This window comes from Streptomyces sp. NPDC002133, from assembly GCF_040296405.1.
GTDB lineage: Bacteria > Actinomycetota > Actinomycetes > Streptomycetales > Streptomycetaceae > Streptomyces.
Genome location: NZ_JBEOXF010000003.1, coordinates 360,372 through 386,270, shown reverse-complemented (window position 1 = coordinate 386,270; position 25,899 = coordinate 360,372). Strand labels below are relative to the sequence as shown.

The window sequence follows — 25,899 nt, the reverse complement described above, 5'->3', positions numbered from 1 at the left end:
CACGCGGCGGGGCAGGCCGCCGGGCGCGGGCGGGGCGGAGCTTGCGGCGTCCGGGGCCGTGCTCGGAGCCGAAGCCGTTCCCGTTCCCGTGCCCGCGTCCGTGCCGGTGCCGGGGGCAAGGCCCGGGCGGCGGTCCGTGGGCGGTGCGGGGCGCAGGCCCGGAGTCCGGTCCGTGGACCGCGCCCGGGCGGATGCCGTGTCCGTTTTCGCCTCCGTGGTCCGTCCCGACGAGGGGTGGGAGCGGCCCCCCGGCCCCTCCACCCGGCGGCCGCGGTCGCTGACCAGCGTCGGCGGCTTGCGCCGCGGCAGCGGGATGGGCCCCACGGGGCGCCGGGTGTCGCGCGGGTGCTCGGGCGCCTGGTCCGATGCCTGCTGGTGCTGTTCGTCGGCGGGCGCGCGCAGGAAGTCTCGGGCGCGGAACACTCCGCCGCGCTCGCTCTCGGTGTCCTCGATGTCGGCGGTGGTGTCGATCAGGCCGAGGGACTCGATCGTGTCGATGGCACCGATGGCCGGACGGTCGTCGAAGCCCGGTGTGCCGACCGGGGGCTCCAGCTCGACGGGTCCGTCGAGCAGGGTGGGACCGCCGAGTCCCGCGGGCACCTGGGACACCGCGGCCAGCCTGCCGCCATCGGAGCGGCGCCGGTCGCGGTCCCTGTCCCGGTCCCCTCGGCCGTTCTTGCGGTCGAGCCGGAAGCCGGCGCCCTCCGTCTCGGGGGCGTCGGTGAGCAGCGTGGCCGGGATGAAGACGACCGCGGTGGTCCCTCCGTACGGAGACGGCTGCAACGAGACCCGGACGTTCTGCCGCTGGGCGAGCCGGCTGACGACGAACAGGCCGAGCCGGTCGGTGTCGGAGAGCTCGAACTCGGGGGTCTCGGCGAGCCGGAGGTTCGCGTCGAGGAGTGCCTCGGGCGCCATGCCGAGGCCCCGGTCGTGAATCTCCAGGGTGAAGCCGTTGGCCACCCGCTCGCCATGGACCTGGACGGCGGTGTGCGGGGGCGAGAAGACGGTGGCGTTCTCCAGCAGCTCCGCGATGAGGTGGGTGAGGTCGGCGACGGCGGGTCCGCCCACGCCGATGCGGGGCAGCCGACGGACCTCGACGCGCTCGTAGTCCTCGACCTCGGCGACCGCGGCCCGTACGACGTCCATCAACTGGATCGGCTTGCGCCACTGGCGGGACGGGGCGGCGCCGGAGAGGATCACCAGGCCCTCGGCGTGCCGCCGCATGCGGGTCGTGAGGTGGTCGAGCCGGAACAGGTCCGCGAGCTCGTCGGTGTCCTCCGTGCGCCGCTCCATCGTGTCGAGGAGCGTGAGCTGGCGATGGAGCAGCACCTGATTGCGGCGCGCGAGGTTGACGAAGACCTCGGAGACTCCGCGGCGCACGTCGGCCTGTCTGACGGCGGCCTCGACCGCCGCGCGCTGGAGGGTGTTGAGGGCCTGGCCGACCTGGCCGATCTCGTCCTTCTCGTATTCGAGGTGCGGTGCCTCGGTCTCGACGTCGACGGTCTCGCCGGCGGCGAGTCTGCGCATGACGCTGGGCAGGCGGACGCCCGAGACCTCGTGGGCCTCCTTGCGCAGCCGGGACAGCGAGCGGGCCACGTCACGGCCGATGCGCACGGAGACCACGAGCGAGCCCAGCAGGGCCAGGAAGCCGAGGACGCCGGCGACTCCGGCCCTGACGAGGACGTTGTACGCGGCGGGCTCGACGCGGTCCTGGTAGCGGTTGCCTGCCTCGGTGCTCCGGCCGGCGAGGTCGTCCAGGACCGGTGCGGCCAGTTCCTCCCAGCGCGCGGCGTCGACCGCTCGCGGGTTCTTCCCGGGGCCCTCGGTGATCAGTTTCTCCTCGGCCTCGCGCAGGGGCTGGGTGTCCGGGCTGCGCCAGAACTTCTCCAGGCTGTCGCGCTCGAAGGAGGGCAGGGCCTCGAGGCTGGTCTCGTAGAGGAGCTTGCGGTTGGCGGCGAGGTCGGAGACCGCGCGGATCTCCTCGGCGGTGATCCTGCGCGTGATCAGTGTGGACGTCACGAGCGCGTCCTCGCGGGAGAGCAGTTCACGGGCTCGTGCGACACCGACGAGGGCGCGGCCCTGCTTCTCGAGTTCCACGTCCTCCAGGGCGTGGAGGGAGGTGAGGAAGCCGTAGCAGGGGTCGACGAGCCGGTTGTAGAACTCGAGGGCCTGGGCGCGGGTGATGGCGCTCTGCTCGACGTTGCGGCGCAGCGAGTCGATTCCGTCGAGGGCGTCGAGGAGCGAGTCGAGCCGCTCGGAGACGTCCGGGCGTATGGAGTCCCGTACACCGGAGTCCTTGGCGTTACTGCGGATTTCGGCCACGGCGGCGTCGGTGGCGTCGCGGTGGCGTCGCAGTGTCGTGAGGGCGTCGGACGCGCGCGGGTCCGCGAGATAGACCATGGTCTGGCGGCGTTCCTTCTGGATGACACGGACCGTGTCCTCCAGGGGGTAGCCGACGCGGTCGATGATGTATCCGACGTCCAGGAGCTGCTTGGCGTCCTGGCCGGTGATCGCGGTCGCGAAACCCCACAGCGCGGTGAGGGACACCAGCGGCACGAGCATCAACGCCACGATCTTCCTGCGGATGGACTTCCCGCGAAAGCGCATGGCCTCCCCCTGATCAGTGCCCGCGGTCGGCAGGCGGTGATTCCGCTTGTGTTCTCCGTCAACAAACGGCGCGAGCCTACTACTGACACGGTGACAACTCGAAGGCGTGTCCGGACGTTTTTCGGCCGCGCGAAGTTGTGTTGATCAGGAGTTGTCCTGGTATTCGCGGAGTTGGACCACCGGGGTGTGGCCCAGGACACCTGGCAGAGGACAACCTTCCGTTCCTGCACGGATGGCTGGAATTCTTTCTTCCGCGGGAATCTTCGGTGGGTGTCGTTCGTCTTTCCGTACGGGGAAGGGGAGTTGGGGTGCAGGAACTGCCGGGGGTTGCGGGGCTCCAGGGGCCTTCGGGGGCCTTCAAGGTCCTTCGAGAGCCCCCAGGGCGCGGCGCATTCGGCGCGGGCGTCGGCGTAAACGGGCCGAATCCGGGCAGCCACCCAACAGTCGGGCAGCGGTGGGGAGTGAGCGCGGACCATGGGTACGGCGGATGAGACGGGTGTGCCGGGGCGGCTCTGGGTGGAGGAGCCCGCGATTCGGCGGCCGATGCCCGATCCGGTGCGCACGGCGGCCGTGCGCGCGGTGATCGTGACGGCGGTGACGCTCATTCAGGCGATGACGGCGTTCCTGTTCAGCCTGACGGGCTCGTGGCTGGCGTTCCCGATGGTGCTGAGCAGCGTCGGCAGCACGGTCGTGGCGACGTGGGCGGTGCTGGACGTCTGGGTGACCCGGCAGGTGTGGAACCAGCGGCACGGCGTCGTCTCGGTGCCGAGCAGTACGGCGAGGCAGCTGCGACGCGAGCGGCGGCGGGCCCGGCGCACGGCCCGGGCGGCGGCGCGGGAAGCCGCGCGCATACGGAGGCGGGGCACGGGTGGCAGGCTGTCGGAGGCCTGAAGTCCCGTGCCCCTCCGGGCCTATGGAGTCGCCGCCGACGGGTCGGGGACGTGCTCCGGAGACGTCGGCTGGTCCGAGGAGTGCTCCTGTGGCGTCGGCTGGTCGGGGCCCCGCCTGAACATGCGCGTTGCCGTGATCTCCCCGTGCACGGTCTCGCCGTCGGTGCGCTGCTGCGGCAGCCCGGGGCGCAGATGCTCCTCGACGCTGATGTACTTCAGGCCCGCCCGCAGGTCCGCGTCGTTGCGCAGCCTGATGACCAGCGGGAACTCGGCGAGGGCGGTCGTGTCGAACAGCCCCGTGGTGTAGAGCAGCTGGACGCCGAGCGCGTCCGAGACGGCGCGCTGCAGCTCCAGCAGATACGTGGCGTTGGCCCGCCCGATGGGGTTGTCCAGGAACAGCGTGCCGGCGTGGCGGTGCTTGTCGCGGCCGCGGTCGTTGCTGCGCAGGGCCGCCATGGTGCAGTACAGGGCGATCGCGGCGGTGAGGAGCTGGCCGCCGGAGAAGACGTCGCCCATCTGCCCGACCGGGACGCGCTCGGCGCGCAGCACCGCGTCCGGCTTGAGGATCTCGACGGCGACGCCCTTGGGCTGGAGTGCCGCCTGCACGCCCCGCAGCAGCAGGGACATACCGTCCCTGCGCAGATCGGAGTTCTTCCTGACGGCGGCGCGGGTGGCCTCGTCGATGACCTCGCCGAGCCGCTCGGTGAGGCTCGCCTGGTCCGGTTCCTCGAAGCGGATGCGCAGGAACTCCTGGCCCGACCACTCCCCCAGGCCCGCGGGCAGCCGGGAGAGCCGCTGTGCCGAGCGCAGCGTGGTGAGTGCGGACTCCACCAGTCCGCGGAGCCGGTCCACGATGGAGTCGCGGTTGCGCTCCAGCTGGGCGAGTTCGTCGGTGAGGACGCGCAACCTGGGTGCGAACGCCTCGGCCCACTTCGCGGCGTGCTCGGGAAGGGCGGCCGCGGGAAGTTCGCGGATCTGCTGACGGGCGGGAGTGCGGACCGCCTCGTAGCGGGTGGAGTTGGCGTGGCGTACGAGCACGTCGCTCGCCTCGCGGACTGCGGCTTCGGCCGTGGACAGGTCGGACGCGCAGCCCCGCAGTGAGCGGCGGGCCTCGGCCGCCGAGTGCCGGGCCTCCTCCAGGCTGCCCGGATACGGCTCCGGGACCTCCAGCTCCTCCTCCGCATGGTCCCTGAGCAGATCCCGCAGCATCGCCGCGGTCTCGTCGAAGCCGCCTGCCGCGTCCTCGGTGGCACGGTGGGCGCGGAGCAGCTCGGCGTGGGTGGCACGGGCGGTGTCCAAGGCCCCGGTGCGGGCGGCGAGTTCGGTCGTGGCCGTCCGCAGCAGGGTCTGGGCGTGCTCGGCGTCGGCGGGGACCAGCTCCTCGGGGAGCTCGGTGTGGGCGTCGCCGTCGACGGGCGCGAGCCGCTCGGCCTCGCCCCGGAGCCGGCCGAGCTTCTCGCTCGCCTCGGAGGCGCGGGACTCCAGCAGCTGCACCAGTGACTCGGCTCGGGCGGCGGCGGCCTGGCGGGACGGGCCGTCGGCGCCGTCGGTGCCTTCCAGCAGCTGGGCCGCCCGGGTGCGGACCTTGTTGGTGAGCCGGTCCAGCTCACCCAGCGCGGCACTCTCGTCGCTCTCGGCGCGGGCCTGTTCGGCGCGCAGGTCGGCGCCGACGCCGACCTTCTCGTACAGCTGGGACGCGGTCCGGTATGCCTCGCGCAGGGCCGGGAGCGAGGCGCGTGGCGCCTCGGGTGCCTCGCGGTCGGGCTCCGGCAGCTGCTCCGGGGCGCCGGCGATCTCGGCCCGCTCGGCGCGGAGCGCGCGGGCGGTGCGGCGGGCGTCGTCGGCGGCGCGCTGGGCGGCCCGGCGGTCCTCGTCCGCGGCCCGCGCCCGCTCCAGGCAGGTCGCCGCCCGGGCCTCGGACTCGGCCGTGTCGTCGGCGAGTTCACGCAGTTTCGCCTGCCACCCGGCGCGCTCCCGAAGGCGGAACGCGAGCCCCGCGAGCGCGTCGGCAGCGCGGCGGGCGCGCTGCGCTGCGTCCTGCCGCTCGTCGCGCACGCGTGCGGTGTCGGCCGCAGCCTCGTCCGCCTCGGCCCGTACGGCACGGGCCTCGGCGAGTGCCACCTCGGCCGCCTCGGCCGCCTCCTTGGCGGCGCGCGCGGCCTGAGCGAGCTCGGCGAGCGTGCCCTGCGGGCAGTCGGCGCGCCAGGAGGTGATGCGGGCGGCGAGGGCGCGGTCGCCCGCGAGCCGGGCCGCGAGGACCCTGATCGCCTCGTCGCGGGCCGCCGCCCGGGCGCGCAGCGTCTGCCGCTCCTCGTCCGCGGCGTGTTCGTCGTGCATCGCCGGGTTCGGTGGCACGAGGAACACGTCCTCGGCGCTCCCGGTACCCGGCCCCGGCACGGGCGCGAGCAGCGCGGCGGCCGTGCCGACGGCGACCGTGGAACGCGGCAGCAGCGCGGCCCCGGCCAGCACCTCGCGGGCGCGGGCGTAGGAGGCGGGGTCGGTGATGACGACGCCGTCCACCAGCTCCGGCCGCGCGGCGAGGACGGCCGCGTGATCGGCGGGATCGACGGCCTGGGCGAGATAGCGCCAGCCGGGAAGTGCGGGGATGCCGTGCTCACCCAGGTACTCGACGGTCGCGAGCACATCGGGCCCCGGCGGCAGCAGCCCGCCGTCACCGAGCGCGCCGAGGATGCGGGCGTCGTCGGCAGCGGCCGTCCTCAGCTCGAAGAGCTGCCGCTCGGCCGCGGCAACGCCCGTTTCGAGCAGCTCGCGCAACTCGTCGGCGTACCGGTCGAGTTCCTCGGCGGTGAGGGGGCCGTCGACGGCGCGGGCAGGCTGGGCGCCGGGGGTCGCATGCCCGGCGGGGATGGCGTCAGCGGCGGGGGTCTGCGGGGCTGCAGCGGCGCCGGGGGCGCCGTCCGCAGCCGAAGCGGGGACGCCTGCAGCCGCCGGGTCCGGCGCTTCGGCGGGACCACCCGCCGCGCCCGGGCCGGACGCTCCCGTACCGGCAGGAGAACCCTCAGGCCCGGCAGAGCCCGCGGCATCCGTGGTCACCGCGCCCGAAGCGCCGGCAAAGTCACCCGGGGACACGCCGGCAGAACCGGCAGCAGCGTCCGCGGCCGAGGCGGCACCGCCCGCACCTGCCGTACCCGAACCACCCGCCTCGCCCGGGCGGAAGGGACCCGTACCAGCCGGAGAGTCCTCGGACCGGGCGGAGCCGGCAACGTCCGTCGGGGCCGTGTCGCCGGCGGTCGCGGGGCCCGGTACCGAGACGTGTGCGGCACCGCGCCGGGCGGAGGTCGCCGGGGACGCGGTGCCGCGGCGCGGCCCCGGGACGGCCGGCGCGCCGGGAGCCGGAACCGAGGGAAGGCTCAGCAGTTCCGCGAGCCGATCCGACTCGGCGATGGAGGCTGCGGCCCGGCGCTCCGCCTCGTAGGCGTGGTCCGCGGCCCGGGCGGCGTCCGCGGCGCGGGCCGCGGACAGTTCGGCACGGGTCTCCGTGGCAGCCGACTCGCGGGCGCGGTCCGCGGCCGTGCGGGCCGCGTCGCGGGCTGTGTCCCAGGCGGCGACCGCGGTCTTCTCCGCGTCGCTCGCCGCAAGCGCGGCGCGCGCCGGGTCGGCGTCGGGCGCGGTGTCGTCGAGCCAGCCCGCACGGACGGCCTCCGCGGTCTCCTGTTCGACCTCCGCGAGGCGCTGACGCAGATGTCCGGCCTCGCTCCGCGCGCGCTGGGCCTCGGTCGCGGCGGCGGTGGCGTCGCGGTGGGCGGATTCGCCGGCCTCCTGGAGCGCGGCGGAGCGCTCCTCCTCCTCGTTGGCGACGCGCTCGCCGCCCTCGGCGGCGGAGTGCAGCGCCCGCACCAGGTCGGCCGCTGCCTTCGCGCGGGCCGCGAGCGCGGGCGCGGCGTCCCGCTCGGCCTCCCGGATGGCGGCGGCGACGCGCGCCGCACGGTCGGCGGCCGCACGGTGCCGGAGCACCGCCTCGGCGGCCTGCCATGCGGCGTGCAGGGTGCGCGCGTCGCTCAGCTCGCGGCGCTGCGCCGCCGCGCCCTTCTCGGCGACGGTGAGCGCCAGCGATGCGTGCCGGTAGGCGAGTTCGGCTGCGATGCGCGAGCTGCGGCTGCGGGCCTGTTCGGCCTCGGTCACGGTGTGGGCCGCGGCGGTCACCTGTTGCGCGAGATCCGCGGTGCGGCGACGCTCCTCGCCCCCGCGGGCGGACAGCCTGCGGGCGAGCGTGCGCGTGCGGCGCTCGGCGCCCGCGTGGATGTCGCGCGCCCGCGCCCGTGCCTCGGCCGCTTCCACGATGCGGCCGAGCAGGTCCACGGAGCCCGCGGTGAAGTCCCGCTCCGCGGTGAGCTCGGCGCGGCGGCCCAGCTTGTTGCCGAAGCCGCCGACGAGGTCGGCGAGACCGTCCGTGTCCCGGGTGTCGGTGACGGCGCGCAGGAGCAGATCGGTGAAGTCGGAGTCCTTCTTGACGGCGAAGAGGCCCGCGGCCTCACCCTCGTCGGCGTTCATCTCGCGCTGGTAGCGGAAGAGTTCGGGGTCGAGTCCCAGGTCGCCGAGGTGCTCGTTCCAGCGGTCGTGGATCTCCTCCCAGTACACCTCGAGATGCGGGTACGCCTTGCCCGCCTCGGTGATCGCGTCCCGGAAACCCTTCATGGTGCGGCGGCGGCCCTGCGCACCGGACGCGCCCTCGACGGGCGGGCGTACGACGGTGGACTCGGCGACCGGCAGCGAGTCGAGGCTCAGGCCCGGCCCCGGCCGGAAGGAGTACCAGGCCTCGGCGAACTTCCGGGGGTCGCTGGAGACCTGCCGGCCGCGCCACTCGCTGACCTTTCCGACGACGACGAGCTCACCGGTGAGGGTGTGCTGCCACTCCAGCGCGACGTGGCCGCAGTCGTCGGCGAGGAGGAACTTGCGCAGGACACCGGAGCTGGCGCCGCCCAGCGTGTTGCGGTGACCGGGCAGCATCACCGAGAAGATCAGCTTGAGCAGGACGGACTTGCCGCCGCCGTTCTCCAGGAAGAGCACGCCCGCGGGAGCGGGGCGGCGCGGCGGACCGACCGGCTCCTCCTCGAAGAACTCGGCCTGCATGGGGGCCGGGTGGGGCACGGGCTCGCCGACTCCGCGCAGGTCCAGCACGGTGTCGGCGTAGCGCGCACCGGCAGGCCCGATGGAGTAGAGGCGGACCCGGGACAGCTCGTACATGGCGGCGGACTCTCGTCGTTCTCGGCGGGATTCAGCAGGTCAGGCGTGGAAGGGAAGGCCGGCGTCGGCGGCCAGCTCCAGGTCGTCGGCGTCGGGCGCGGGCACGAGCGTGGCGGTGCCGTCGGTGACGGGGACGACGCCGAGCTCCAGGAGCTCGGCCATGGCGGCACTGCCCGCCATGTCGCGGACCTGCAGCTGGTAGCGGGCGGTGGTGCGATAGGCGCCTCCGGCGTCGTCGCCTGTGCGCTGCAGGAACCCGGAGTCGGTGAGGAAGGCGACGGCCTTGCCGACGATGCCGGTGGTGGAGCCGGCGAGCCTTCGGGCGTCCTTCGTCGCGCCCGTGGCGCTGCGGCGCGCATAGATCCGCCAGGCGGCCTCGAGTCCGGGGGCGTCCGAGGCAGGGTCGGTGTTCTCGCCCTGTTCCTCGGCGCGCTCCTCCAGGCGGCGGCAGGCCTGGCGTACGAAGGCGTCGACTCCGTTGACCGTGATCCGGCCGATGTAGCCGTCGTCGGCGAGGTCCTCGGGGCGCGGGAACGCCATGGCGGCGACGGCGAGATGAGCGAGGCCGTGCAGGAACCGGTCGGCGGAGTCGGCGGAGGCGCGGCGCGCGTAGTCGCCCATGCGTACGGCGAAGACCGAGTCCTCGCCGGCGGTCACGGCCATGCCCGCGCGCGGGGAGACTTCGAGGACGACGAGTCCGAGTCCGGTGGCCACGGCGTCGGCGAGCCGCGCGAAGACGGGCTCCTCCCGGTACCGCCGGAGCAGGTCGGCGTACTCGGCGTCCCTCGCGGGGAGCAGCTTGGGCTGCAGCCCGAAGGAGACGAGCCGTGCGGCGTCGGCGGCGTCCGCGGGCGTGACACCGGCGGACGCGGACATCGGCCCGGCCGGCGGCCCCTGCGGCGCGCCCGGCTCGCTCCACGCCCCGGCGTGCTCTGCGTGCTGGTCGCTCACGGCTGCGGCTCCTTGCGGTGGTTCTCTGCGGGTACGAGTACGGGTACGGGTGCGTGGGTGGGCACCGTGACGCGGCGGGGTCGCGTGCCTGCGGTCGCGGTCGCGGGGACGGAGGGCTGTGCCGGCAGGGTGCCGCAGGCCGGCTTCGACCGTCGGCCGGATGGGCTCCGTGGGACCGTCCCTCGGGCAGCCGACCACGCTCTGGGCCGCCCGGTGGCCACGGCGGCGAGTGGGAACCGCCATGTGTGGGGGAGCGTCGGCACACTGCGGTCGCCGGCGTCGCCGGGGACCGGGCGCGCGCTCACGCCGCCTCCGTCCGGTCCGCCGCCATGCCCGCCGCGTCCAGCAGGGCCGTGCCGACGATCAGGTCCGCGCCGCCGAATTCGGGGTCGTCCAGCTCGGTGCCGTCGTCGACGGCGAAGAGCAGGCGCTGTTCGCCCTGCCGGTAGGCCGTGCCGACCGGGGGGCTCGCCGCGTGGACGGCGAGGAGGGCGACCAGATAGGGGAGGTCCGGGTCGCGGCGGCGGGCCTCGGCCAGCAGGCCCGAAAGACGGCGGGGCGCGTCGTGCTCGAGGTCGAGCAGCTCGCTCGCGCTCGCGAGCTGCTCCTCGCTGAAGCGGCTGTCGTCGGGGGTGGCGATCAGGTCGGGCTCGGGCATTTCGGCGCCCAGGTGCTCGCGCTCGACCGGCGGGGTCAGCAGCATGTCGACGAGGTCGCCGACGCGCACGGCCGCGGGGGCGCGCAGTCCGGTGCCGCGTGCGAAGAAGGCGTCCGTGACCCGGATGGCCTGCCCGACGGGAAGCGGCAGCAGGGGGGCTACGAGGTGCCCGTACAGGTCGATCCCGGAGCGGGGGGCGGGCGCGGCGAAGGCCTGCCGGTCCTGCTCGGCGCGGAAGAGGGGGCCCGCTTCCAGGAGGCGCGACTGGAGCTGCGTGTGGCGGCGGATGCAGTCCTTGACTATGTCGACGAGCTCGGCGGCCCGCCGCTTGTGCTCGGGGTCCTCGGCCTCGTCGCGCGCCTTGCGGATGTTCGTCAGGATCGCGTTCTCGTGGCGGTAGCGGTCGGCGACGTGGTCGAGCGCCTCGGCGATCATGTCGGGCACGGCGTCGAGCCAGTCGACGGCGCGGACGTTGCGCCGGGTGGCTTCGAGGGTCCTGCGGAGTGTCTCCGCGTACTGCACGGTCCGATAGCGGGCCTGCTCGGCGGCGAGCTGGGCATCGGCGAGCCGGCCGCGGCTGATCAGGACCTCCAGCTTCACCTCGGCCGCGATCTGTGCGCTGGTGACGTCCGTGTCGAGGGCGCCGACGAGGACGTTGACCGCTTCGTCCGTCGTACGGAGATAGACGCTGCCGCCGTAACCCGGCACTTCCTCGATGAGCTTGAAGTCGTAGTCCCGCCGGACATACACCCCGTCGGGCCCGAAAGTGCCGTAAACCGCACGGAAGCCGCGGTCGACGCTGCCCACGTTGATCAGGTTCTCGAGCACCCAGCGGGCGACGCGCTCATGCTCCGCGACCGGTCGTCGCGGGGCCTGCGCCGCGATGCGCGGGAGCAGCCTCGCCACTATCTGCTCGTGGTCGGCTCCGGTGTCGAAGTCCATGTTGAGCGTGACGAGATCGATGGCGGCGAGGGCGACTTCGGCCATCGCGTAGATCGAGTACTCCCCGGCCAGATTCGCCTTGCGGGTGTCGAGATCGTGCAGCGGCGCGGTGCACGCGAGCGCACGGAGCCGCCGCGCCAGCCCTTCGTCGGCGGCCGGACCCTGAGCGGGGCGCGGCCCCGCGCTGAGCTGGGGCGGAACGGATTCCGTCGAGGCAGGCGAAGTCACGGTGCACAGACTAGGTCCTCGCACTGACAACGGTCGAAACGGCGCAGAAACCCCGCGTCCCGCCGCGGCACCGACCGCACACCGCGGCTGCGCCCTGTCTCAGCGTTCCGCCGCGTCCCCGTCCCGCACGAGCGCCGCGTACACCTGCACGAGGCCGTTGCGCGAGTCGTCCAGGTACTCGGCGAGCAGCCCCGCCGCCCTGTCCCGCTCTCCCGCCTTGAGCGCTTCCAGAATCTCCCGGTTTCGCACGAGATAGGGCTCGTGGAGTCTGCGGGGATCGTCCACGACGTGGAAGGCGAGGCGGAGTTCGGCGAGGACGCCGCGCATCAGCTCGTCGGTGCGGACGCTGTGTGCGAGCGCGACGAGTTCCCGGTGGAAATGGATGTTGGCGGTGGAGACACCCTTCCAGTTCTCCTCGCGCGCCGCCTGCTCTCCGCCGATGACGGCGTCGCGGAGTCCCTCGAGCGCGAACGGCGGCTTGCCGAGGCCGCTGACGACAGCGCATTCGACCAGCCGGCGGGTGCGGTAGATGTCCTCGACGTCCTCGACGGTCAGGACCCGGACGAACACGCCGCGGTTGAGCTGATGGACCAGCAGCCGCTCGTGGGTGAGCAGGCGGAACGCCTCGCGCAGCGTGTTGCGCGAGACCCCCAGCGCATTGCCGATGCTGTCCTCCGAGAGCCGGGCGCCCGGCGGGAAGAAACCCTCGGCGATCCGGGTCCGCAGGATGTCCGCGACCCGTTCGGCCGTGCTCGTGCGGCCCAGCAGCAGGCGGTCGTCCGCCAGTTGGCCCAGCTCGGAGCCCGTCGTCCCCACAGCGCCCTCTATTCGGTCTCCATGGCCGCCGCCCCACCGGCGCCGTCCGGATTCAATCGTAGAAGCAGGAACGAGACAACATGACTCTTGTCGGATCGTTCAACGATCCTCTACTCTACGTGTGGTCGGCGTCACAGCACGGCACGCGTGCCGCGTGACCGGCGCACGACTGCCGCACGCCTTCTCCACGACCTTCCGCATCACGTTCCGCATGACCGCGGCATGCCTTCCGCCTGTCTCAGCAGCACCCCTCCCCTCCTGCGAGGTGCAGATGAGCACGACCCAGACACCGTCGAAGCAGGGCGAACTGCCCGAGGACACCCCCGCGTTCGCCTTTCTTCGCGCCCTCGGCCCGCGCGGCCGCCGCGCCTTCGCCGGCGCGTTCGGTGGATACGCCCTGGACTCCTACGACTTCTTCACGCTGCCGCTCAGCATGGTGGCGATCGCCGCGTTCTTCAGTCTCGACAGCGGTCAGACCGGACTCCTGACGACGGTCACCCTCGTCGTCTCGGCCGTCGGCGGCGCGCTCGCCGGCATACTCGCGGACCGCATCGGCCGCGTCCGGGCGCTGCTGATCACGGTGATCACATACGCGCTGTTCACCGTCCTGTGCGGCTTCGCGCCCAACTACGAGACCCTGCTGGTCTTCCGCGCTCTCCAGGGCCTCGGCTTCGGCGGGGAGTGGGCGGTCGGCGCGATCCTGGTCGCCGAGTACGCAACGGCCAGGCACCGCGGCCGCACTCTCGGCGCGATCCAGAGCGCGTGGGCCGCGGGCTGGGCACTCGCCGTCGTCGTCTACAAGCTGGTGCTGGGGCGTCGGCGGCGCGCTGGTCTTCGGCGCCGTCGGCTACGGCCTCGCCCTTGTGGCGCTGCTCGGGCTGCCGGAGACGCGTGGCCGCGAGCTTGTGTGACCCGGTCGCCCCTGTGAAAGGACCATCCACCATGACCTGGGCTTCGATCGACCTGAACGCCGATCTCGGCGAGGGCTTCGGCCGCTGGCGGCTGACCGACGACGAGCAACTGCTGTCCGTCGTCACCAGCGCCAATGTGGCCTGTGGCTTCCACGCCGGGGACGCGGCGACCATGCGGCGGGTCTGCGACATGGCGGCCGAGCGCAAGGTGCGGATCGGTGCCCAGGTCTCGTACCGCGATCTGGCCGGCTTCGGCCGTCGCTCCATGGACGTCCCGGCCGACGAGCTGGCCGCCGAGGTCGCCTACCAGATAGGTGCGCTGGAGGTGTTCGCACGGGCAGCGGGTACGCGCGTCTCGTACGTCAAGCCGCACGGGGCGCTCTACAACCGCGTCGTCCGCGACGAGGAGCAGGCGGAGGCCGTCGTCGAGGGCGTCATGCTCACCGGCGAGCGGCTGCCGGTGCTGGGGCTGCCCGGTTCCCGGCTGCACACGATGGCGGAGAAGGCCGGACTCCCGGTCGTCACCGAGGCGTTCGTGGACCGGGCCTACACGGTGGACGGCACCCTCGTGCCACGGGGGCAGGAGGGTGCCGTCGTCACGGACCCCGGGACAGTGGTGGAACGGTCGGTGTCGATGGCCAGGTTCGGGGTCGTCACCTCGCTCTGCGGCCAGGCGGTCGGCGTCCGTGCCCGCTCGCTCTGTCTGCACGGCGACACCCCGGGAGCGGTCGGTCTGGCGCGCAGGGTCCGGGCGCAGTTGGAGGCGTCCGGGGTCCGTGTGGAGGCTTTCGTATGAGGCTTCTGCCCGTCGGTGAACGGGCACTCCTCGTGGAGCTGGACAGCGGCGAGCAGGTGGAGTCGCTCCACGCCGAGCTGCTGCGGCGCCGCGCCGCAGGTTCGCTGACCCAGGTCCGGGAGATCGTGCCCGCCGCCCGCACGGTCCTGCTCGACGGGATGGAGGAGCCGGGGCGGCTGGCCGCCGAGCTGCCCTGCTGGGACATACCGCCACGCGCAGCGGACACGGGAAGGGTGATCGAGATACCCGTGCGGTACGACGGTCCCGATCTGACGGAGGTCGCGGCGCTCTGGGGAGTCGGGGTGGACGAGATCGCGGGGATCCACTCGGGGGCCGAATTCCGCGTCGCCTTCTGCGGGTTCGCACCCGGTTTCGGGTATCTGACCGGGCTCGGCCAGCAGTTCGCGGTCCCGCGCAGGGCCACGCCCCGGACGTCCGTGCCGGCGGGCTCGGTCGGGCTGGCGGGGCCGTACACGGGCGTGTACCCCCGCTCCTCCCCCGGCGGCTGGCAGCTCATCGGGACGACGGACGTGATCCTGTGGGATCCGGCGCGCGATCCCGCCGCCCTGCTGTCCCCGGGTGCCCGGGTGCGCTTCGTGCCCGTTGCGTTCGTGCCCGAGGCCTCCACGCCCGATGCGTTCGTGCCCGAGGCCTCCACGCCCGATGCGTTCGTGCCCGAGGCCTCCACGCCCGATGCGGGAGAGCGTGGATGACCGACCGGGCCCTCGCGGTCGTACGGGCCGGCGCGCTGACCAGCGTCCAGGACCTGGGCCGGCCAGGGCACGCGCACCTCGGGGTGCCGCGATCCGGAGCACTGGACCCGGGTGCGTTGCGGCTGGTCAACCGGCTCGTCGGCAATCCGGAGCGGGCGGCGGTGCTGGAGACCACGTTCACCGGGTGCGCGGTGCGGCCGCGCTGTGCGGTGACCGTGGCCGTTGGTGGGGCGCCGTGTGCGGTGCGCGTCGACGGCCGTGCGATGGCCTGGGGGGCACCGGTGCGGGTCGCGGCGGGGGCGCTGCTGGAGGTGGGCGCGGCGGTGCGCGGTGTCCGGAGCTATGTGGCGTTCGCGGGGGGTGTGGCGGCCGAGCCGGTGCTCGGCAGCCGCTCGACGGATCTGCTCTCCGGGCTGGGGCCTGCGCCGCTGGTCGACGGCACGGTCGTGCCGCTGGGTGTGCCCGCCGGGCCGCCCGGGCGGGTGGACATCCCGCCGCCCTGGCCGGGCCCGCCGTCGGAGCTGGTCCTGCGGGTGCGGTTCGGGCCGCGCGACGACTGGTTCACGGAGTCGGCGCTGCGGACGTTCGTCAGCGGTGACCACCGGGTGTCGGCGGCGAGCAACCGCATCGGTCTGCGCACCGACGGCACACCCCTGGAGCGGGCCGTCCTGGCAGAGCTGCCCAGCGAGGGGACGGTCCTGGGCGCGGTGCAGGTCCCGCCGGACGGACTGCCCGTGGTGTTCCTCGCCGATCACCCGACGACGGGCGGATATCCGGTGGTCGCGGTCGTCCGGGAGGCGGATCTCGCGGCGGCGGCGCAGGCGGTGCCGGGGACGCCGGTGCGGTTCGTGCCGGTGGGCGGGCCCGGTGCGGCAAGCGCCCGGCGCGGCTGAGCAGCGCGCCGGCCACGTCACGGCGCCTCGGGCGTCCGTCTCGAACGCCGTCCGGGGCGGACCCGGGCGCTGTCCGGGGCAGGCCTCCGGCTCCCCGGACGGACTGGAACTGCGCACTGTCCCCGGGCCGGTCAGGCCTCCGGCTGCCCGTAGCCGCCGCCGCCCGGGGTCCGTACGACCAGGACGTCACCGGACCGGACCTCCACCGAGTCGACACCCCGGAGGTCCTCGACGGTGCCGTCCGCCCGCTCCACGGCGTTCGCGCCCAGTGCGCCCGGCTCGCCGCCGGCCATCCCGTACGGGCGCACGCGACGGTGGCCGGTGAGCAGGGCCACGGTCATCGGCTCCAGGAAGCGGATCCGCCGCACCACGCCGTTCCCACCGCGCCAGGTGCCCGCACCCCCGCTGCCGTCGCGTACCGAAAAGGCGTCCACCCGCACCGGGTAGCGCCACTCCAGCACCTCGGGGTCGGTCAGCCGCGAGTTGGTCATATGGGTCTGTACGGCATCGGCCCCGTCGAAGCCGTCGCCCGCGCCTGAGCCGCTCGCCACGGTCTCGTAGTACTGCACCCGGTCGTTGCCGAAGGTGACGTTGTTCATCGTGCCGGAGCCCTCGGCCTGGACGCCGAGCGCCGCATAGAGCGCGCCGGTGACGGCCTGCGAGGTCTCCACATTGCCGGCCACGGTCGCGGCCGGGTACGTCGGCGCGAGCATCGACCCCTCGGGTACGCGCACCTCCAGCGGTTCCAGGCAGCCGCTGTTCAGGGGGATGTCGTCGGCGACGAGCGTCCGGAAGACGTACAGGACGGCTGCCATCACCACCGACTTGGGGGCGTTGAAGTTGCCGGGCTGCTGCGGGGACGTACCGGTGAAGTCGAGAACCGCGCTCCTGGCCTCCCTGTCCACGCTGAGCGCGACCTCGATGCTCGCGCCACCGTCGGTCTCGTAGCGGTACGAGCCGTCGCTCAGGTCGGCGAGGATGCGGCGTACGGACTCCTCGGCGTTGTTCCGTACGTGGCGCATATAGGCCTGGACGACGTCGAGACCGAACTCGTCCACCATGCGGGCCAGTTCGCTGATGCCCTTCTCATTGGCGGCGATCTGAGCGCGCAGGTCGGCGAGATTGGTGTCGGGATCCCGGGACGGGTGGGGAGCGCCCGTGAGGAGGTCCCTCGTCTCGGCCTCGCGCAGCCGGCCGTCCCGGACGAGCAGCCAGTTGTCGAAGAGGACGCCTTCCTCGTGGATCGTCCGGCTGAAGGCGGGCATGGAGCCGGGGGTGATACCGCCGATCTCGGCGTGATGGCCGCGCGAGGCCACCAGGAACCGCAGTTCGGTCCCGTCCGCGTCGAAGACGGGTGTCACGACGGTCACATCGGGCAGATGCGTACCGCCGTGGTACGGGTCGTTGATGGCGTACACATCGCCCGGCCGCAGATCGCCGGCGTTGCGCCGCAGCACCTCCTTGATGGACTCCCCCATCGAGCCCAGATGCACGGGGATGTGAGGTGCGTTGGCGATGAGATTGCCCTCGGCGTCGAAGAGGGCACAGGAGAAGTCGAGCCGCTCCTTGATGTTGACGGAGTGGGCGGTGTTCTCGAGGCGTACGCCCATCTGCTCGGCGATGGCCATGAAGAGGTTGTTGAAGACCTCGAGCAGGACGGGGTCGACGTCCGTACCGGCGGCGGCACGCCCGGGCCGTGGCCGTACGCGTGTGAGCAGCAGATGCCCGCCCTCTCCCACGGCCGCCCGCCAGCCCGGGTCGACGACGGTCGTCGCGTCGGCCTCGGCGACGATCGCCGGGCCTTCGACGGAGTCGCCCGGGGACAGGTCCTCCCGCCGGTAGAGCGGTGTGTCCGTTCGGCCTCCGTCCACGAACATGGGCACGGTCGCCCGCACCCGGGCCCCGACGCCCTCAGCCGCCTCCTCGACGACGACCGACCCGTGCGGTCCCGCCGCCCCCACCGCCTCGACCGACACCGCCTCCACGACCAGCGGCTTGTCCATCGTGAACGCGTACCGCGCCCGGTGCACGGACTCGAATTCCTGCCGCATCCCGTCGAGCGTGCCCAGTGGCACGGGCAGTGCCGTGTCCGTTCCGGCGTAGCGGATGAGCACGCGCGCCCGGGTGGTGATCGCGTCGTCGGGGACGGCGTCGGCGCGGAGCTCCGCGCGGGTGCGTTCGGCCAGTTCGCCGCACACGTCCTGAACGCGGTGCAGGGTGCTGTCGCTCAACTCTGCCTCGACCGACTGCTCGCGCATGGCGGTGGCGTCGGCGAGCCCGATGCCGTAGGCGGAGAGGACCCCGGCGAGCGGCGGCGCGACGACGGTGTCGATACCGAGGGCGTCGGCCACGGCGCAGGCGTGCTGGCCGCCGGCGCCACCGAAGCTGGTCAGGGCGTAGCGGGTGACGTCGTGGCCGCGCTGGACGGAGATCTTCTTGACGGCGTTCGCCATGTTGAGGACGGCGATCTCCAGGAAGCCGGCGGCGACTTCCTCGGGGCTGCGTTCGGTGCCGGTGGCCTTCCGGATCTCCTCGGCGAGCTCCGTGAAGCGTTCCCTCACGACATCGGCGTCGAGCGGCTGGTCGCCGTCGGGCCCGAAGACGGCGGGAAAGTGGTCGGGCTGGACGCGGCCGAGCATCACATTGGCGTCGGTGACGGTGAGCGGGCCGCCGCGCCGGTAGCAGGCGGGGCCGGGCACGGCGCCTGCCGAGTCGGGTCCTACGCGGTAGCGCTGGCCGTCGAAGTGGAGGATCGAGCCGCCGCCGGCCGCGACGGTGTGGATGTTCATCATCGGCGCACGCATCCGTACACCGGCGACCTGTGTGCCGAGCTCGCGCTCGAACTCGCCCGCGTAGTGCGACACATCGGTGGACGTGCCGCCCATGTCGAAGCCGATGACGCGGTCGAACCCCGCCTGTTCGGAGGTGCGGGCCATGCCGACGACTCCGCCGGCCGGACCGGACAGGACGGCGTCCTTGCCCCGGAAGTGGGCGGCTTCCCGGAGACCGCCGTTGGACTGCATGAACATCAGACGGATGGAGCGGAGTTCCTCGGCCACCTCGTCGACGTAGCGCCGCAGGATCGGCGAGAGGTACGCGTCCACGACGGTGGTGTCCCCGCGCGGTACGAGCTTGATGAGCGGGCTGACCTCGTGGGAGCAGCTGACCTGGGTGAAGCCGAGGTCGCGGGCTGCGGCGGCGACGGCCGACTCGTGGGCGGGTTGGCGGTAGCCGTGCATCAGGACGACGGCGACGCCGGAGAAGCCGTCGCGGCGGGCGGCTTCGAGCTGCCGGGTGACCGTGTCCAGTGCGAGGGGCCGGACGATCTCGCCGTGGGCGTCGACGCGCTCGGGGACTTCGACGACCCGGTCGTACACGGCCTCGGGGAGGACGATGCGGCGGTCGAAGAGGCGGGGGCGGTTCTGGTACGCGATGCGCAGCGCGTCCCGGAAGCCCTGGGTGATGACGAGGACGGTCGGCTCGCCGCGCCGCTCCAGGAGCGCGTTGGTGGCGACGGTCGTGCCCATTTTGACGACGGCGATACGGTCCGCAGGCACGGTGTCCTCGGGCCCGAGCCCGAGGAGCAGTCTGATGCCGGCCACGGCCGCGTCGCGGTAGTGCTCGGGGTTGTGGGAGAGCAGTTTGCGGGTGACGAGATGTCCGTCGGGTCGTCGCCCGACGATGTCGGTGAACGTCCCGCCACGGTCGATCCAGAATTCCCAGCGCCCGCTCATTCCCCCATTCTGGCAAGGGGAGCGTCGAGGGACAGTGAGGCGAGCGCGGCGGAGAGGGAGTTTTCGGCGAGGTGGTCGAGGCGTGCGCTGGTGCCTCGGGACCAGTGGCGTACCTCGGCGGCGGCGAGACCCACCAGCTGGGGCAGGAGGTCGGTGCATCTGCGCGCCACCCAGGCGGTGCCGGCGGTGGCCAGCCACAGCGCCTTGGCGACACGGCTCGGCGCGGGCTGCTCGGGTTCGGCGCCGGGTGGCGTTCCGAGGGCGAGGCCCTCAGCGGCGAGCAGTTCGTGGAAGCGACGGGCGATCATGCGGTGTCCGCGCTCGCCGGGGTGGAGCCGGTCCGCGCTCCACATGGTGCGGTCCTCGACCCAGGTCGCGTCGGCGATGTGCAGGTGGACGGCCCCGTAGCGCTCGGAGAGCGCGTGGACGACGGCGTTGACGGCCCGCTGCCGGCGGGCGAGGGGGCGGGCGAGCGGTGCGGGCAGCGCGAGCATCGCACCCGGGTCGGGCAGACAGGCCGTGAGGATCGTGGTGCCCTGTTCGCTGAGCGCGGCGCAGACCTTGTCGAGCCGGAAGGCGAGGTCGTGGATGTCGAAGGTGTGCCGGAGTGTGTCGTTCACGCCGACGACGACGGAGGCGACTTCGGGTGCGTACGCGAGGACTTCGGGCGTCTGGGTCTCGTGCACGTCGCGCGTGAGCGCCCCGCTCACGGCGAAGTTCCGGAACTCCGCGGGCCTCTCGGGCTCGCCCAGGCCCTGCGCGAGCAGCGCGGCCCAGCCGCGCCACGTGCCGTCGACCCGGTCACCGACGCCCTCGGTGAGGGAGTCACCGAGGGCGGCGAAGCGTCGGGGTGCGGTGGCGGGCGCGGGTCCGCGTCCGGTCCCCGTCTCGGTCCCGGTCCCGGTCCCCGTCTCGGTCCCGGCGAGGCCGGCCGCCGTGCCGCCGTGCGCTCCGGGACTCGAGTCCTCGGCTCTCCGCGAGGGCAGGGCCGTAAGCGGCACCGGGCCGGGCGTCGGCACCGCGGGGGCGGTGGCCGGGACCTCGGTCAGGGCTCCGGGCCCGGTGAGCCCGGCCGCGGTCGGTGCACCCGCCGTACCGGAGGCCGCGCCGGCGCTCGACGGGCCGGTGGAGCCCGCCGGGCCGACCGGCGCGACCGCCCGGCCACGGGCCGCGGTCCGCACCAGGTCGTCCAGGGAGGTGGGCGGCAAGGCGGCCTCGGGCGCGGGGCCGACCACCGGTTCGGCCACCGCCCCGGGCACAGGGACCGTCCCGGGCACAGGGACCGGCGGGCTCAGGTCCGTGGTCATGCTGCGACCTCCGGGTGGCCGGGTACGCGGGTGGGCGCGTCGTGGGCGGAGAGGAAGGCGGCGACCGCGCGGTCCCAGCCGAAGAGTTCCGCGCGGGCACGGGCGGCCTCGCGGCGGGCATGTTCGGGGCGCGAAAGGAGTTCCCGTACCGCGTCCGCGAAGGCCTCCGGTGTGTCGCGGGCCGCGATGCCCGCGTCGCCGATGACCTCGGGGAGGGCGGACGATGCGCTGGCGACGACCGGGGTGCCGCTGGCCAGGGCCTCCAGGGCGGACAGCCCGAAGGTCTCGGCCGGCCCCGGCGCCAGGCAGATGTCCGCCGCCGCCTGCAGATCCGCGAGGGCCTCGCGGTCGGCGACGTGCCCCAGGAAGTGGACCGGCAGCCGCGCGTCGTGGGCACGCCGGGTCAGCCCGCTCCGCAGCGGGCCCTCACCTGCGACGACCAGCGCCGCGCGCACACCGCGGGCACGCAGCGTGGCGAGGGCGTCGAGCGCCATGCCGGGCCGCTTCTCCACCGAGAGCCGGGAGCACATCAGCAGCAGCACCTCGGCGCCCTCGGCGTAACGGGCCCGCAGCACCGTGCTGCGCCGTCCCGGACGGCACCGCTCCAGCTCCACGCCCAGCGGCGCGCGGACCACGTTGCCGGCGCCTATCCGGATGAACTCCCGCTCGGCCCACTCCGTGGTGCACACGATCCGCGAGTACGACCAGGCGCTGCGCCGGTTGAGCCGGTCAGCGGTGCGCTCGGCGAACGCCCCCGGGACGCCCCACGTACGCAGCACTCCGTCCGCCGTCTCGTGGGAGACCATCACCGAGGGGACCCTGCGACGCCGCGCCCATTCCCCCGTCCACCGCAGCGTGGTCCGGTCGGACACCTCCAGCCGGTCGGGCTCGAGCTCGTCCAGGAGCCGGCTGAGCCGGGACCGGCCGGCGAGTACGCGGTAGCCGCCGGTGCCGGGAAGCACCGGGCCGGGGAGGATGATGACCCGCCCCTGGGGGGTCATCGTGTCGGTCTCCGTGTCACCGGGCATGACCAGGACCGGCTCGTGTCCGGCCGCGAGATAGCCGCGGCCCAGCTCGCGCAGCGCGGTCCGCAGCCCGCCCGACGCGGGTGTCACGAAGTTCGCGAGGCGCACGATGCGCAGCCCGTTCGTGCTCCTCATGCCGCTACCGCCGTCCGCTCCCGCAGTACCTCGGCATAGTGCCCGAGGAGCTGGTCTCCGACCGCCGCCCAAGTGCGGCCCTCGACCGTGTCGCGCCCGGCGCGCCCGTACGCCTCCCGGCGCGTGGGGTCGGCGACCAGTGCCGCCACCGCCTGCGTGACCGCCGCGGTGTCGCGGGGCGGGACGAGAAGTCCCGTACGGCCGTGGTCGACAAGGTCCAGCGGCCCGCCGGCCGCCGGGGCGATCACCGGCACGCCGCTGGCCATGGCCTCCTGCACGGTCTGGCAGAAGGTCTCGTACGGACCCGTGTGCGCGAACACGTCGAACGAGGCGAAGATCCGCGCGAGGTCGTCGCCGGTGCGACGGCCCAGGAACACGGCACCGGGCAGCGCGTCACGCAGGGACGCTTCGCTCGGCCCGTCGCCGACGACCACGACCTTGACTCCCGGCAGCCCGCAGGCACCGGCGAGCAGTTCGACGCACTTCTCGGGGGCGAGGCGGCCGACGTAGCCGACTATCGTCTCGCCGTTCGGGGCGAGTTCGCGCCGCAGTGCCTCGTCCCGGAGCTCGGGCCGGAACCGCGCGGTGTCCACGCCGCGCGGCCAGAGCCGCACCCGGGGCACGCCGTGCTCCTCGAGGTCGCGCAGGGCGGCGCTGGACGGCGCCAGGGTCCGGTCGGCCGCGGTGTGCACGGTACGGATGCGCCGCCACGCCGTGGATTCGCCGGCACCCATGTACGTACGGGCGTAGCCGGCGAGGTCGGTCTGGTAGACGGCGACGGCGGGCAGCCCGAGTCTCGCCGCCACCCCCATCCCCCGCACTCCGAGCACGAAGGGGCTGGCGAGGTGGACGACATCGGCCCGGTGCGCGGTGAGTGCCGCGGCGAGCCGTCGGCTGGGCAGCGCCACGCGGACCTGCGGATAGCCGGGCAGCGGCAGGGACGGCACCCGCACCACGGGGCACGGCGCTTCGATGTCGCTCCCGTGTCCGGCCACGGCCGGGGCGATGACGAGCGGATCATGACCGCGGTCGGCGAGGTGCCGGGCGGTCTGCAGGGCGCAGTGCGCCACACCATTGACGTCTGGGGGAAAGGATTCGGTGACGATGACGACACGCATAGGGGTGTTGTCGTCGCACCGGGGGTGGTGCGGCCAACGTGGATCTTTCCGTGCGGGGAACGTCCTATGAGCGTTTGGCCCACGCCCTCGCTTGAACGGCTGTTCAGGCCCGGACCTGCCCCGCGATGTCCTACCGTGCCCGTTTCGGCCACTGACCGGCAGCGTTTTTGGCCACGGCGCCCGCGCCCTCCGCCCGCGCCTCGTCGTCGCCCCGTCCCATCCGCGGAGGGCTCGTGCAGAGCCCGTCCGGCGATGGAGGAACGACACCCGGGTCCACTCAGCGGTTCCGGGCACACGTCCCGGTGGCGATCAAGGGGACAGAGCCCCGCCGGGCAGCGCCGCCCGGGCCGCAGCGCCCACGCTTCCCCCGGAGGCGGCTCGGCGCCGCGGCGGCTCGGTACGGAGGCGGCTCGGCGCCGGCTCAGTGGGGAGGCGTGTCCATGCCGATGCGGCTGCGGACCGCTGTCTGGACCTCGGCCTCCTCGGCCGGGTCGGCGGCCAGGCGGCGCAGGCGCTCCGCGACGCGCGCGTCACCGGTTTCGGCGTGGAGGGCGGCGACTTCTCTCGTGGTCTCCTCGCAGTCCCACAGGCATTCGACGGCGAAGCCGGTGGCGAAGGAGGGGTCGGTCGCTGCGAGGGCACGTGCCGTGCGGCCGCGTAGCTGCGAGGACGCGGTCTCGCGGTAGATGTGGCGCAGCACGGGTGCCGCGCCTTCGATGCCGAGCCGGCCCGCGCCGTCGACGAGGGTCCCCAGGAGAGGGGCGTCGGGCCCCTCCGCACGGACGGTCTCGCGCAGGGCTCCGAGGACCAGATCGGTGTCCTGGGTGCCGCCTCGGCAGGCAAGGACCCCTGCGGCGGAGCCGCCGAGAGCGTCGGGCCGGTGGACCCAGCCGCGGGCCCTGTCGACGGCGGCCTCGCTGCACATCCGCTCGAACGCGGACACGGCGGCATCGGCGACCGTGCGGGACACGTCGAGGGCGGCGGTCTCGATGAGGTCCAGCACGGCGGGGTCCTGTGACTGGGCCAGGTAGTGCAGGGCGGCGCACCTGGCGCCGTCGGGCCCGCTGCGCGCCGCCTCGATGATCGTGGTTCGGTCGTCGGGTCCTGCGACGGCGGTGAGACAGCGGGCTGCCGGCACATGCAGCACGCTGCCGCGCTCGTGCCCCTGCTGGGCCCACTCGAAGACGGCCTGCACGCTCCAGCCGGGCCGTGGCCCGCTGGGCCGCATCTGCCGCTGCCACCGGTCGAAGGAGCCTCGTTCCCGGGCGGCGCGCACCCGCGCCCCCACCGCTTCCCGCGGATCGCCGGCCCACAGCCGCCACGGCCGGGGCTCGAAGGCGTCCCGCACGGCCGTGGCCAGTTCCGCCTCGCCCTCGGGGGTGGCCGGGAATCGGGCCAGCACCGCTCCGGCGAGCGTGCGCAGGCCGTTGTCGTCGTCGCGCAGGGCGAGCTCGTCGAGTGCCCAGGCCCAGTTGGAACCTGCCGCTGCGTAGCGCCTCAGCAGGAAGAGCGCGTCGTCGCGTCCGTACGAGGCGAGGTGGCCGAGGACGGCGAGCGCGAGCCCGGTCCTCGTCTCGTCCGCGTCGATGTGGTCGTCGGCCCCGAAGAGGTGGGCCTCGATCTCGTCGAGCCCGCCATGGAGGTCCAGGTAGAGGCGGGCGTAGTAGAGAGAGCGGTTCTCCACCTGCCAGTCGTGCCGGGGGTCGCTCAGCACGCAGTGGTTGAGGGCCGCGAGGGCTTCGGAGCGGGGCGCGGCGAGCGCGTGGAGCGTGCCGTCGCCGCGGCCCCTCTGCAGCAGGCCGAGCAAGGTGCCGCTCGGCGCTATGACTGGTTCGAACATGGAAAGTGCCTCACATCAAGCTGTCGACGCAACCGGGGGTGTGTTCGCCTAGGCCGCGCAGCAACATGATCGGCTGCCCGTCGTCTTCCGCTTGGTGTAGACCATCTTCCTCTGCCTCTCGTCGGTGGCCCGCTGCGGGCCCGACGTCATGATGACCCAGCCGTTTCGTCGCCGCGACCACATTTACGGCGAAGCTCCCACCTGGCGTTCAACGCCCGTTCACCGCTTGGTGAACAGCTCCAGGAGGTCCGTCTTCCCGAACATCCGCGCGGTATCCACCGCGGACGGAGTTCCGGCCTCCGGATCGGCTCCGCCGTCGAGGAGCACGCGGATCACCGCGTCCTCGCCCTTGAAGACGGCACCGGCGAGCGGGGTCTGGCCGCGGTCGTTGGCGCGCTCCGCGTCGGCCCCGCGGTCGAGGAGTGCCCGCACCGCGGGGGCGTGGCCGTGATAGGCGGCGAGCATGACGAGCGAGTCGCCCTTGTCGTTGGTGAGGTTCGCAGGGACTCCGGCGTCGACGTAGGCGGCGAGTGCGTCGGCGTCGCCCTGGCGCGCCAGATCGAAGATCCTGGACGCGAGCTCGATGACCTCGGGGTCCGGGGTTTCACTCATGGGACGGACTGCCTTCCGCTGCGTTGACCTGGTGCTGGAGGTGCTGGGTACGAGCGCCGAGGGCGGTCGAGCGGCACGTACGAGTGAACCGCCAGAGTACTGCCCGTGGCGCGCCATGACCGCGTCCGTCCACGGCAAAGATCAATGCGCCCAGGGCAACCATCCGGCGTAAGCCCATCGGGTGAAAAGTCCTGATATTCACCCGATTGCACCTTTCATCGCATAGGCACTTCCTGTGAGGCTGGAAGTACTCATGGTGACTGTCCCCTCAACCAGGAGAACAACTCATGATCCTGTCCATGTCAGGCGTCGTGCTGCTGGGAATCATCGTCTTCCTGTTCTTCAAGAAGGACGGGCTGAAGGCATCGCACGCCCTGGTCAGCGCCCTGTTCGGCTTCTACCTCGCGGGCACGGCCATCGCCCCGAGCATCACAGCAGGAGGCGCAAGCCTCGCCAGCCTGCTGGGCGGGATCAAGTTCTGACGCCCCCGCATCACCCCTTCCACAACTCAAGGAGCA

Annotated in this window: 16 protein-coding genes and 1 pseudogene; 6 read left to right on the top strand and 11 right to left on the bottom strand. The window is 73.4% G+C overall.

Going from position 1 to position 25,899, the window contains the following annotated elements:
- Nucleotides 1-2,607 (bottom strand): sensor histidine kinase (locus tag ABT078_RS06390; protein WP_351224382.1); only part of this gene is annotated, 2,607 nt, incomplete at its 3' end.
- 474 nt (nucleotides 2,608-3,081) lie between these two features.
- Between ABT078_RS06390 and ABT078_RS06385 the strand changes: the two genes are divergently transcribed.
- Nucleotides 3,082-3,498, top strand: a complete 417-nt coding sequence (locus ABT078_RS06385) for a hypothetical protein (protein WP_351224380.1) — start codon at nucleotides 3,082-3,084, stop codon at nucleotides 3,496-3,498.
- 20 nt (nucleotides 3,499-3,518) lie between these two features.
- Here the strand turns inward: ABT078_RS06385 and ABT078_RS06380 are convergent, their stop codons facing one another.
- From ABT078_RS06380 to ABT078_RS06365, 4 genes are all read right to left on the bottom strand, one after another.
- Nucleotides 3,519-8,702: a hypothetical protein gene (locus tag ABT078_RS06380; protein ID WP_351224378.1), complete on the bottom strand. Its 5,184-nt coding sequence runs from the start codon at nucleotides 8,700-8,702 to the stop codon at nucleotides 3,519-3,521.
- Nucleotides 8,703-8,741: 39 nt separating this feature from the next.
- The gene (locus ABT078_RS06375; protein WP_351224376.1) at nucleotides 8,742-9,653 is read right to left on the bottom strand and encodes a hypothetical protein; all 912 of its coding nucleotides are present in this window, start codon (nucleotides 9,651-9,653) and stop codon (nucleotides 8,742-8,744) included.
- A gap of 301 nt (nucleotides 9,654-9,954) precedes the next feature.
- Nucleotides 9,955-11,481, bottom strand: a complete 1,527-nt coding sequence (locus ABT078_RS06370; RefSeq protein WP_351224374.1) for a hypothetical protein — start codon at nucleotides 11,479-11,481, stop codon at nucleotides 9,955-9,957.
- A 99-nt stretch (nucleotides 11,482-11,580) separates the two neighbouring features.
- Nucleotides 11,581-12,297, bottom strand: a complete 717-nt coding sequence (locus tag ABT078_RS06365) for a GntR family transcriptional regulator (RefSeq protein ID WP_351224372.1) — start codon at nucleotides 12,295-12,297, stop codon at nucleotides 11,581-11,583.
- Between the two features lie 271 nt (nucleotides 12,298-12,568).
- On the opposite strand from ABT078_RS06365, the pseudogene ABT078_RS06360 reads away from it, so the two are divergent.
- The 4 genes and pseudogenes from ABT078_RS06360 to ABT078_RS06345 all read left to right on the top strand — a co-directional run.
- Nucleotides 12,569-13,105: pseudogene (locus tag ABT078_RS06360) on the top strand (MFS transporter); the annotation flags it as partial.
- Nucleotides 13,106-13,239: 134 nt separating this feature from the next.
- On the top strand, nucleotides 13,240-14,004 hold the full coding sequence (locus ABT078_RS06355; RefSeq protein ID WP_351224370.1) for a LamB/YcsF family protein: 765 nt from the start codon (nucleotides 13,240-13,242) through the stop codon (nucleotides 14,002-14,004).
- On the top strand, nucleotides 14,001-14,717 hold the full coding sequence (pxpB, locus tag ABT078_RS06350) for a 5-oxoprolinase subunit PxpB (RefSeq protein WP_351224369.1): 717 nt from the start codon (nucleotides 14,001-14,003) through the stop codon (nucleotides 14,715-14,717). Before ABT078_RS06355 ends, pxpB begins: the two co-directional genes overlap by 4 nt.
- Nucleotides 14,714-15,610 (top strand): 5-oxoprolinase subunit C family protein, encoded by an 897-nt coding sequence (locus tag ABT078_RS06345; protein ID WP_351224367.1) that lies wholly within the window; start codon nucleotides 14,714-14,716, stop codon nucleotides 15,608-15,610. The genes pxpB and ABT078_RS06345 overlap by 4 nt, the downstream gene beginning before the upstream one ends.
- Nucleotides 15,611-15,741: 131 nt before the next feature.
- Here ABT078_RS06345 and ABT078_RS06340 read toward each other — a convergent pair whose 3' ends face one another.
- The 6 genes from ABT078_RS06340 to ABT078_RS06315 form a co-directional block, all read right to left on the bottom strand.
- Entirely contained in the window at nucleotides 15,742-19,344 is a 3,603-nt protein-coding gene (locus ABT078_RS06340) for a hydantoinase B/oxoprolinase family protein (RefSeq protein WP_351224365.1), read from the bottom strand.
- Nucleotides 19,341-20,651 (bottom strand): SGNH/GDSL hydrolase family protein, encoded by a 1,311-nt coding sequence (locus ABT078_RS06335; RefSeq protein ID WP_351224363.1) that lies wholly within the window; start codon nucleotides 20,649-20,651, stop codon nucleotides 19,341-19,343. Before ABT078_RS06335 ends, ABT078_RS06340 begins: the two co-directional genes overlap by 4 nt.
- Nucleotides 20,648-21,811: a glycosyltransferase gene (locus tag ABT078_RS06330; RefSeq protein ID WP_351224361.1), complete on the bottom strand. Its 1,164-nt coding sequence runs from the start codon at nucleotides 21,809-21,811 to the stop codon at nucleotides 20,648-20,650. Before ABT078_RS06330 ends, ABT078_RS06335 begins: the two co-directional genes overlap by 4 nt.
- Nucleotides 21,808-22,929: a glycosyltransferase family 4 protein gene (locus ABT078_RS06325; protein ID WP_351224359.1), complete on the bottom strand. Its 1,122-nt coding sequence runs from the start codon at nucleotides 22,927-22,929 to the stop codon at nucleotides 21,808-21,810. The genes ABT078_RS06330 and ABT078_RS06325 overlap by 4 nt, the downstream gene beginning before the upstream one ends.
- Before the next feature lie 421 nt (nucleotides 22,930-23,350).
- Nucleotides 23,351-24,769 carry a HEAT repeat domain-containing protein gene (locus tag ABT078_RS06320; RefSeq protein WP_351224357.1) on the bottom strand — a complete coding sequence of 473 codons (1,419 nt, stop codon included), beginning with the start codon at nucleotides 24,767-24,769 and terminating at the stop codon, nucleotides 23,351-23,353.
- A 219-nt stretch (nucleotides 24,770-24,988) separates the two neighbouring features.
- Nucleotides 24,989-25,381, bottom strand: a complete 393-nt coding sequence (locus tag ABT078_RS06315; RefSeq protein ID WP_351224355.1) for an ankyrin repeat domain-containing protein — start codon at nucleotides 25,379-25,381, stop codon at nucleotides 24,989-24,991.
- 287 nt (nucleotides 25,382-25,668) lie between these two features.
- On the opposite strand from ABT078_RS06315, the gene ABT078_RS06310 reads away from it, so the two are divergent.
- Nucleotides 25,669-25,863, top strand: coding sequence for a hypothetical protein (locus ABT078_RS06310; RefSeq protein ID WP_351224353.1), 195 nt, complete (start codon nucleotides 25,669-25,671; stop codon nucleotides 25,861-25,863).
- The last annotated feature ends 36 nt before the right edge of the window (nucleotides 25,864-25,899 follow it).

Bases quoted from the DNA above. Each gene is read 5' to 3' on its own strand.
- ABT078_RS06385 (WP_351224380.1), top strand. From the start codon at position 3,082: ATGGGTACGGCGGATGAGACGGGTGTGCCGGGGCGGCTCTGGGTGGAG.
- ABT078_RS06380 (WP_351224378.1), bottom strand. From the start codon at position 8,702: ATGTACGAGCTGTCCCGGGTCCGCCTCTACTCCATCGGGCCTGCCGGT.
- ABT078_RS06355 (WP_351224370.1), top strand. From the start codon at position 13,240: ATGACCTGGGCTTCGATCGACCTGAACGCCGATCTCGGCGAGGGCTTC.
- pxpB (WP_351224369.1), top strand. From the start codon at position 14,001: ATGAGGCTTCTGCCCGTCGGTGAACGGGCACTCCTCGTGGAGCTGGAC.
- ABT078_RS06345 (WP_351224367.1), top strand. From the start codon at position 14,714: ATGACCGACCGGGCCCTCGCGGTCGTACGGGCCGGCGCGCTGACCAGC.
- ABT078_RS06340 (WP_351224365.1), bottom strand. From the start codon at position 19,344: ATGAGCGGGCGCTGGGAATTCTGGATCGACCGTGGCGGGACGTTCACC.
- ABT078_RS06335 (WP_351224363.1), bottom strand. From the start codon at position 20,651: ATGACCACGGACCTGAGCCCGCCGGTCCCTGTGCCCGGGACGGTCCCT.
- ABT078_RS06330 (WP_351224361.1), bottom strand. From the start codon at position 21,811: ATGAGGAGCACGAACGGGCTGCGCATCGTGCGCCTCGCGAACTTCGTG.
- ABT078_RS06325 (WP_351224359.1), bottom strand. From the start codon at position 22,929: ATGCGTGTCGTCATCGTCACCGAATCCTTTCCCCCAGACGTCAATGGT.
- ABT078_RS06320 (WP_351224357.1), bottom strand. From the start codon at position 24,769: ATGTTCGAACCAGTCATAGCGCCGAGCGGCACCTTGCTCGGCCTGCTG.
- ABT078_RS06315 (WP_351224355.1), bottom strand. From the start codon at position 25,381: ATGAGTGAAACCCCGGACCCCGAGGTCATCGAGCTCGCGTCCAGGATC.
- ABT078_RS06310 (WP_351224353.1), top strand. From the start codon at position 25,669: ATGATCCTGTCCATGTCAGGCGTCGTGCTGCTGGGAATCATCGTCTTC.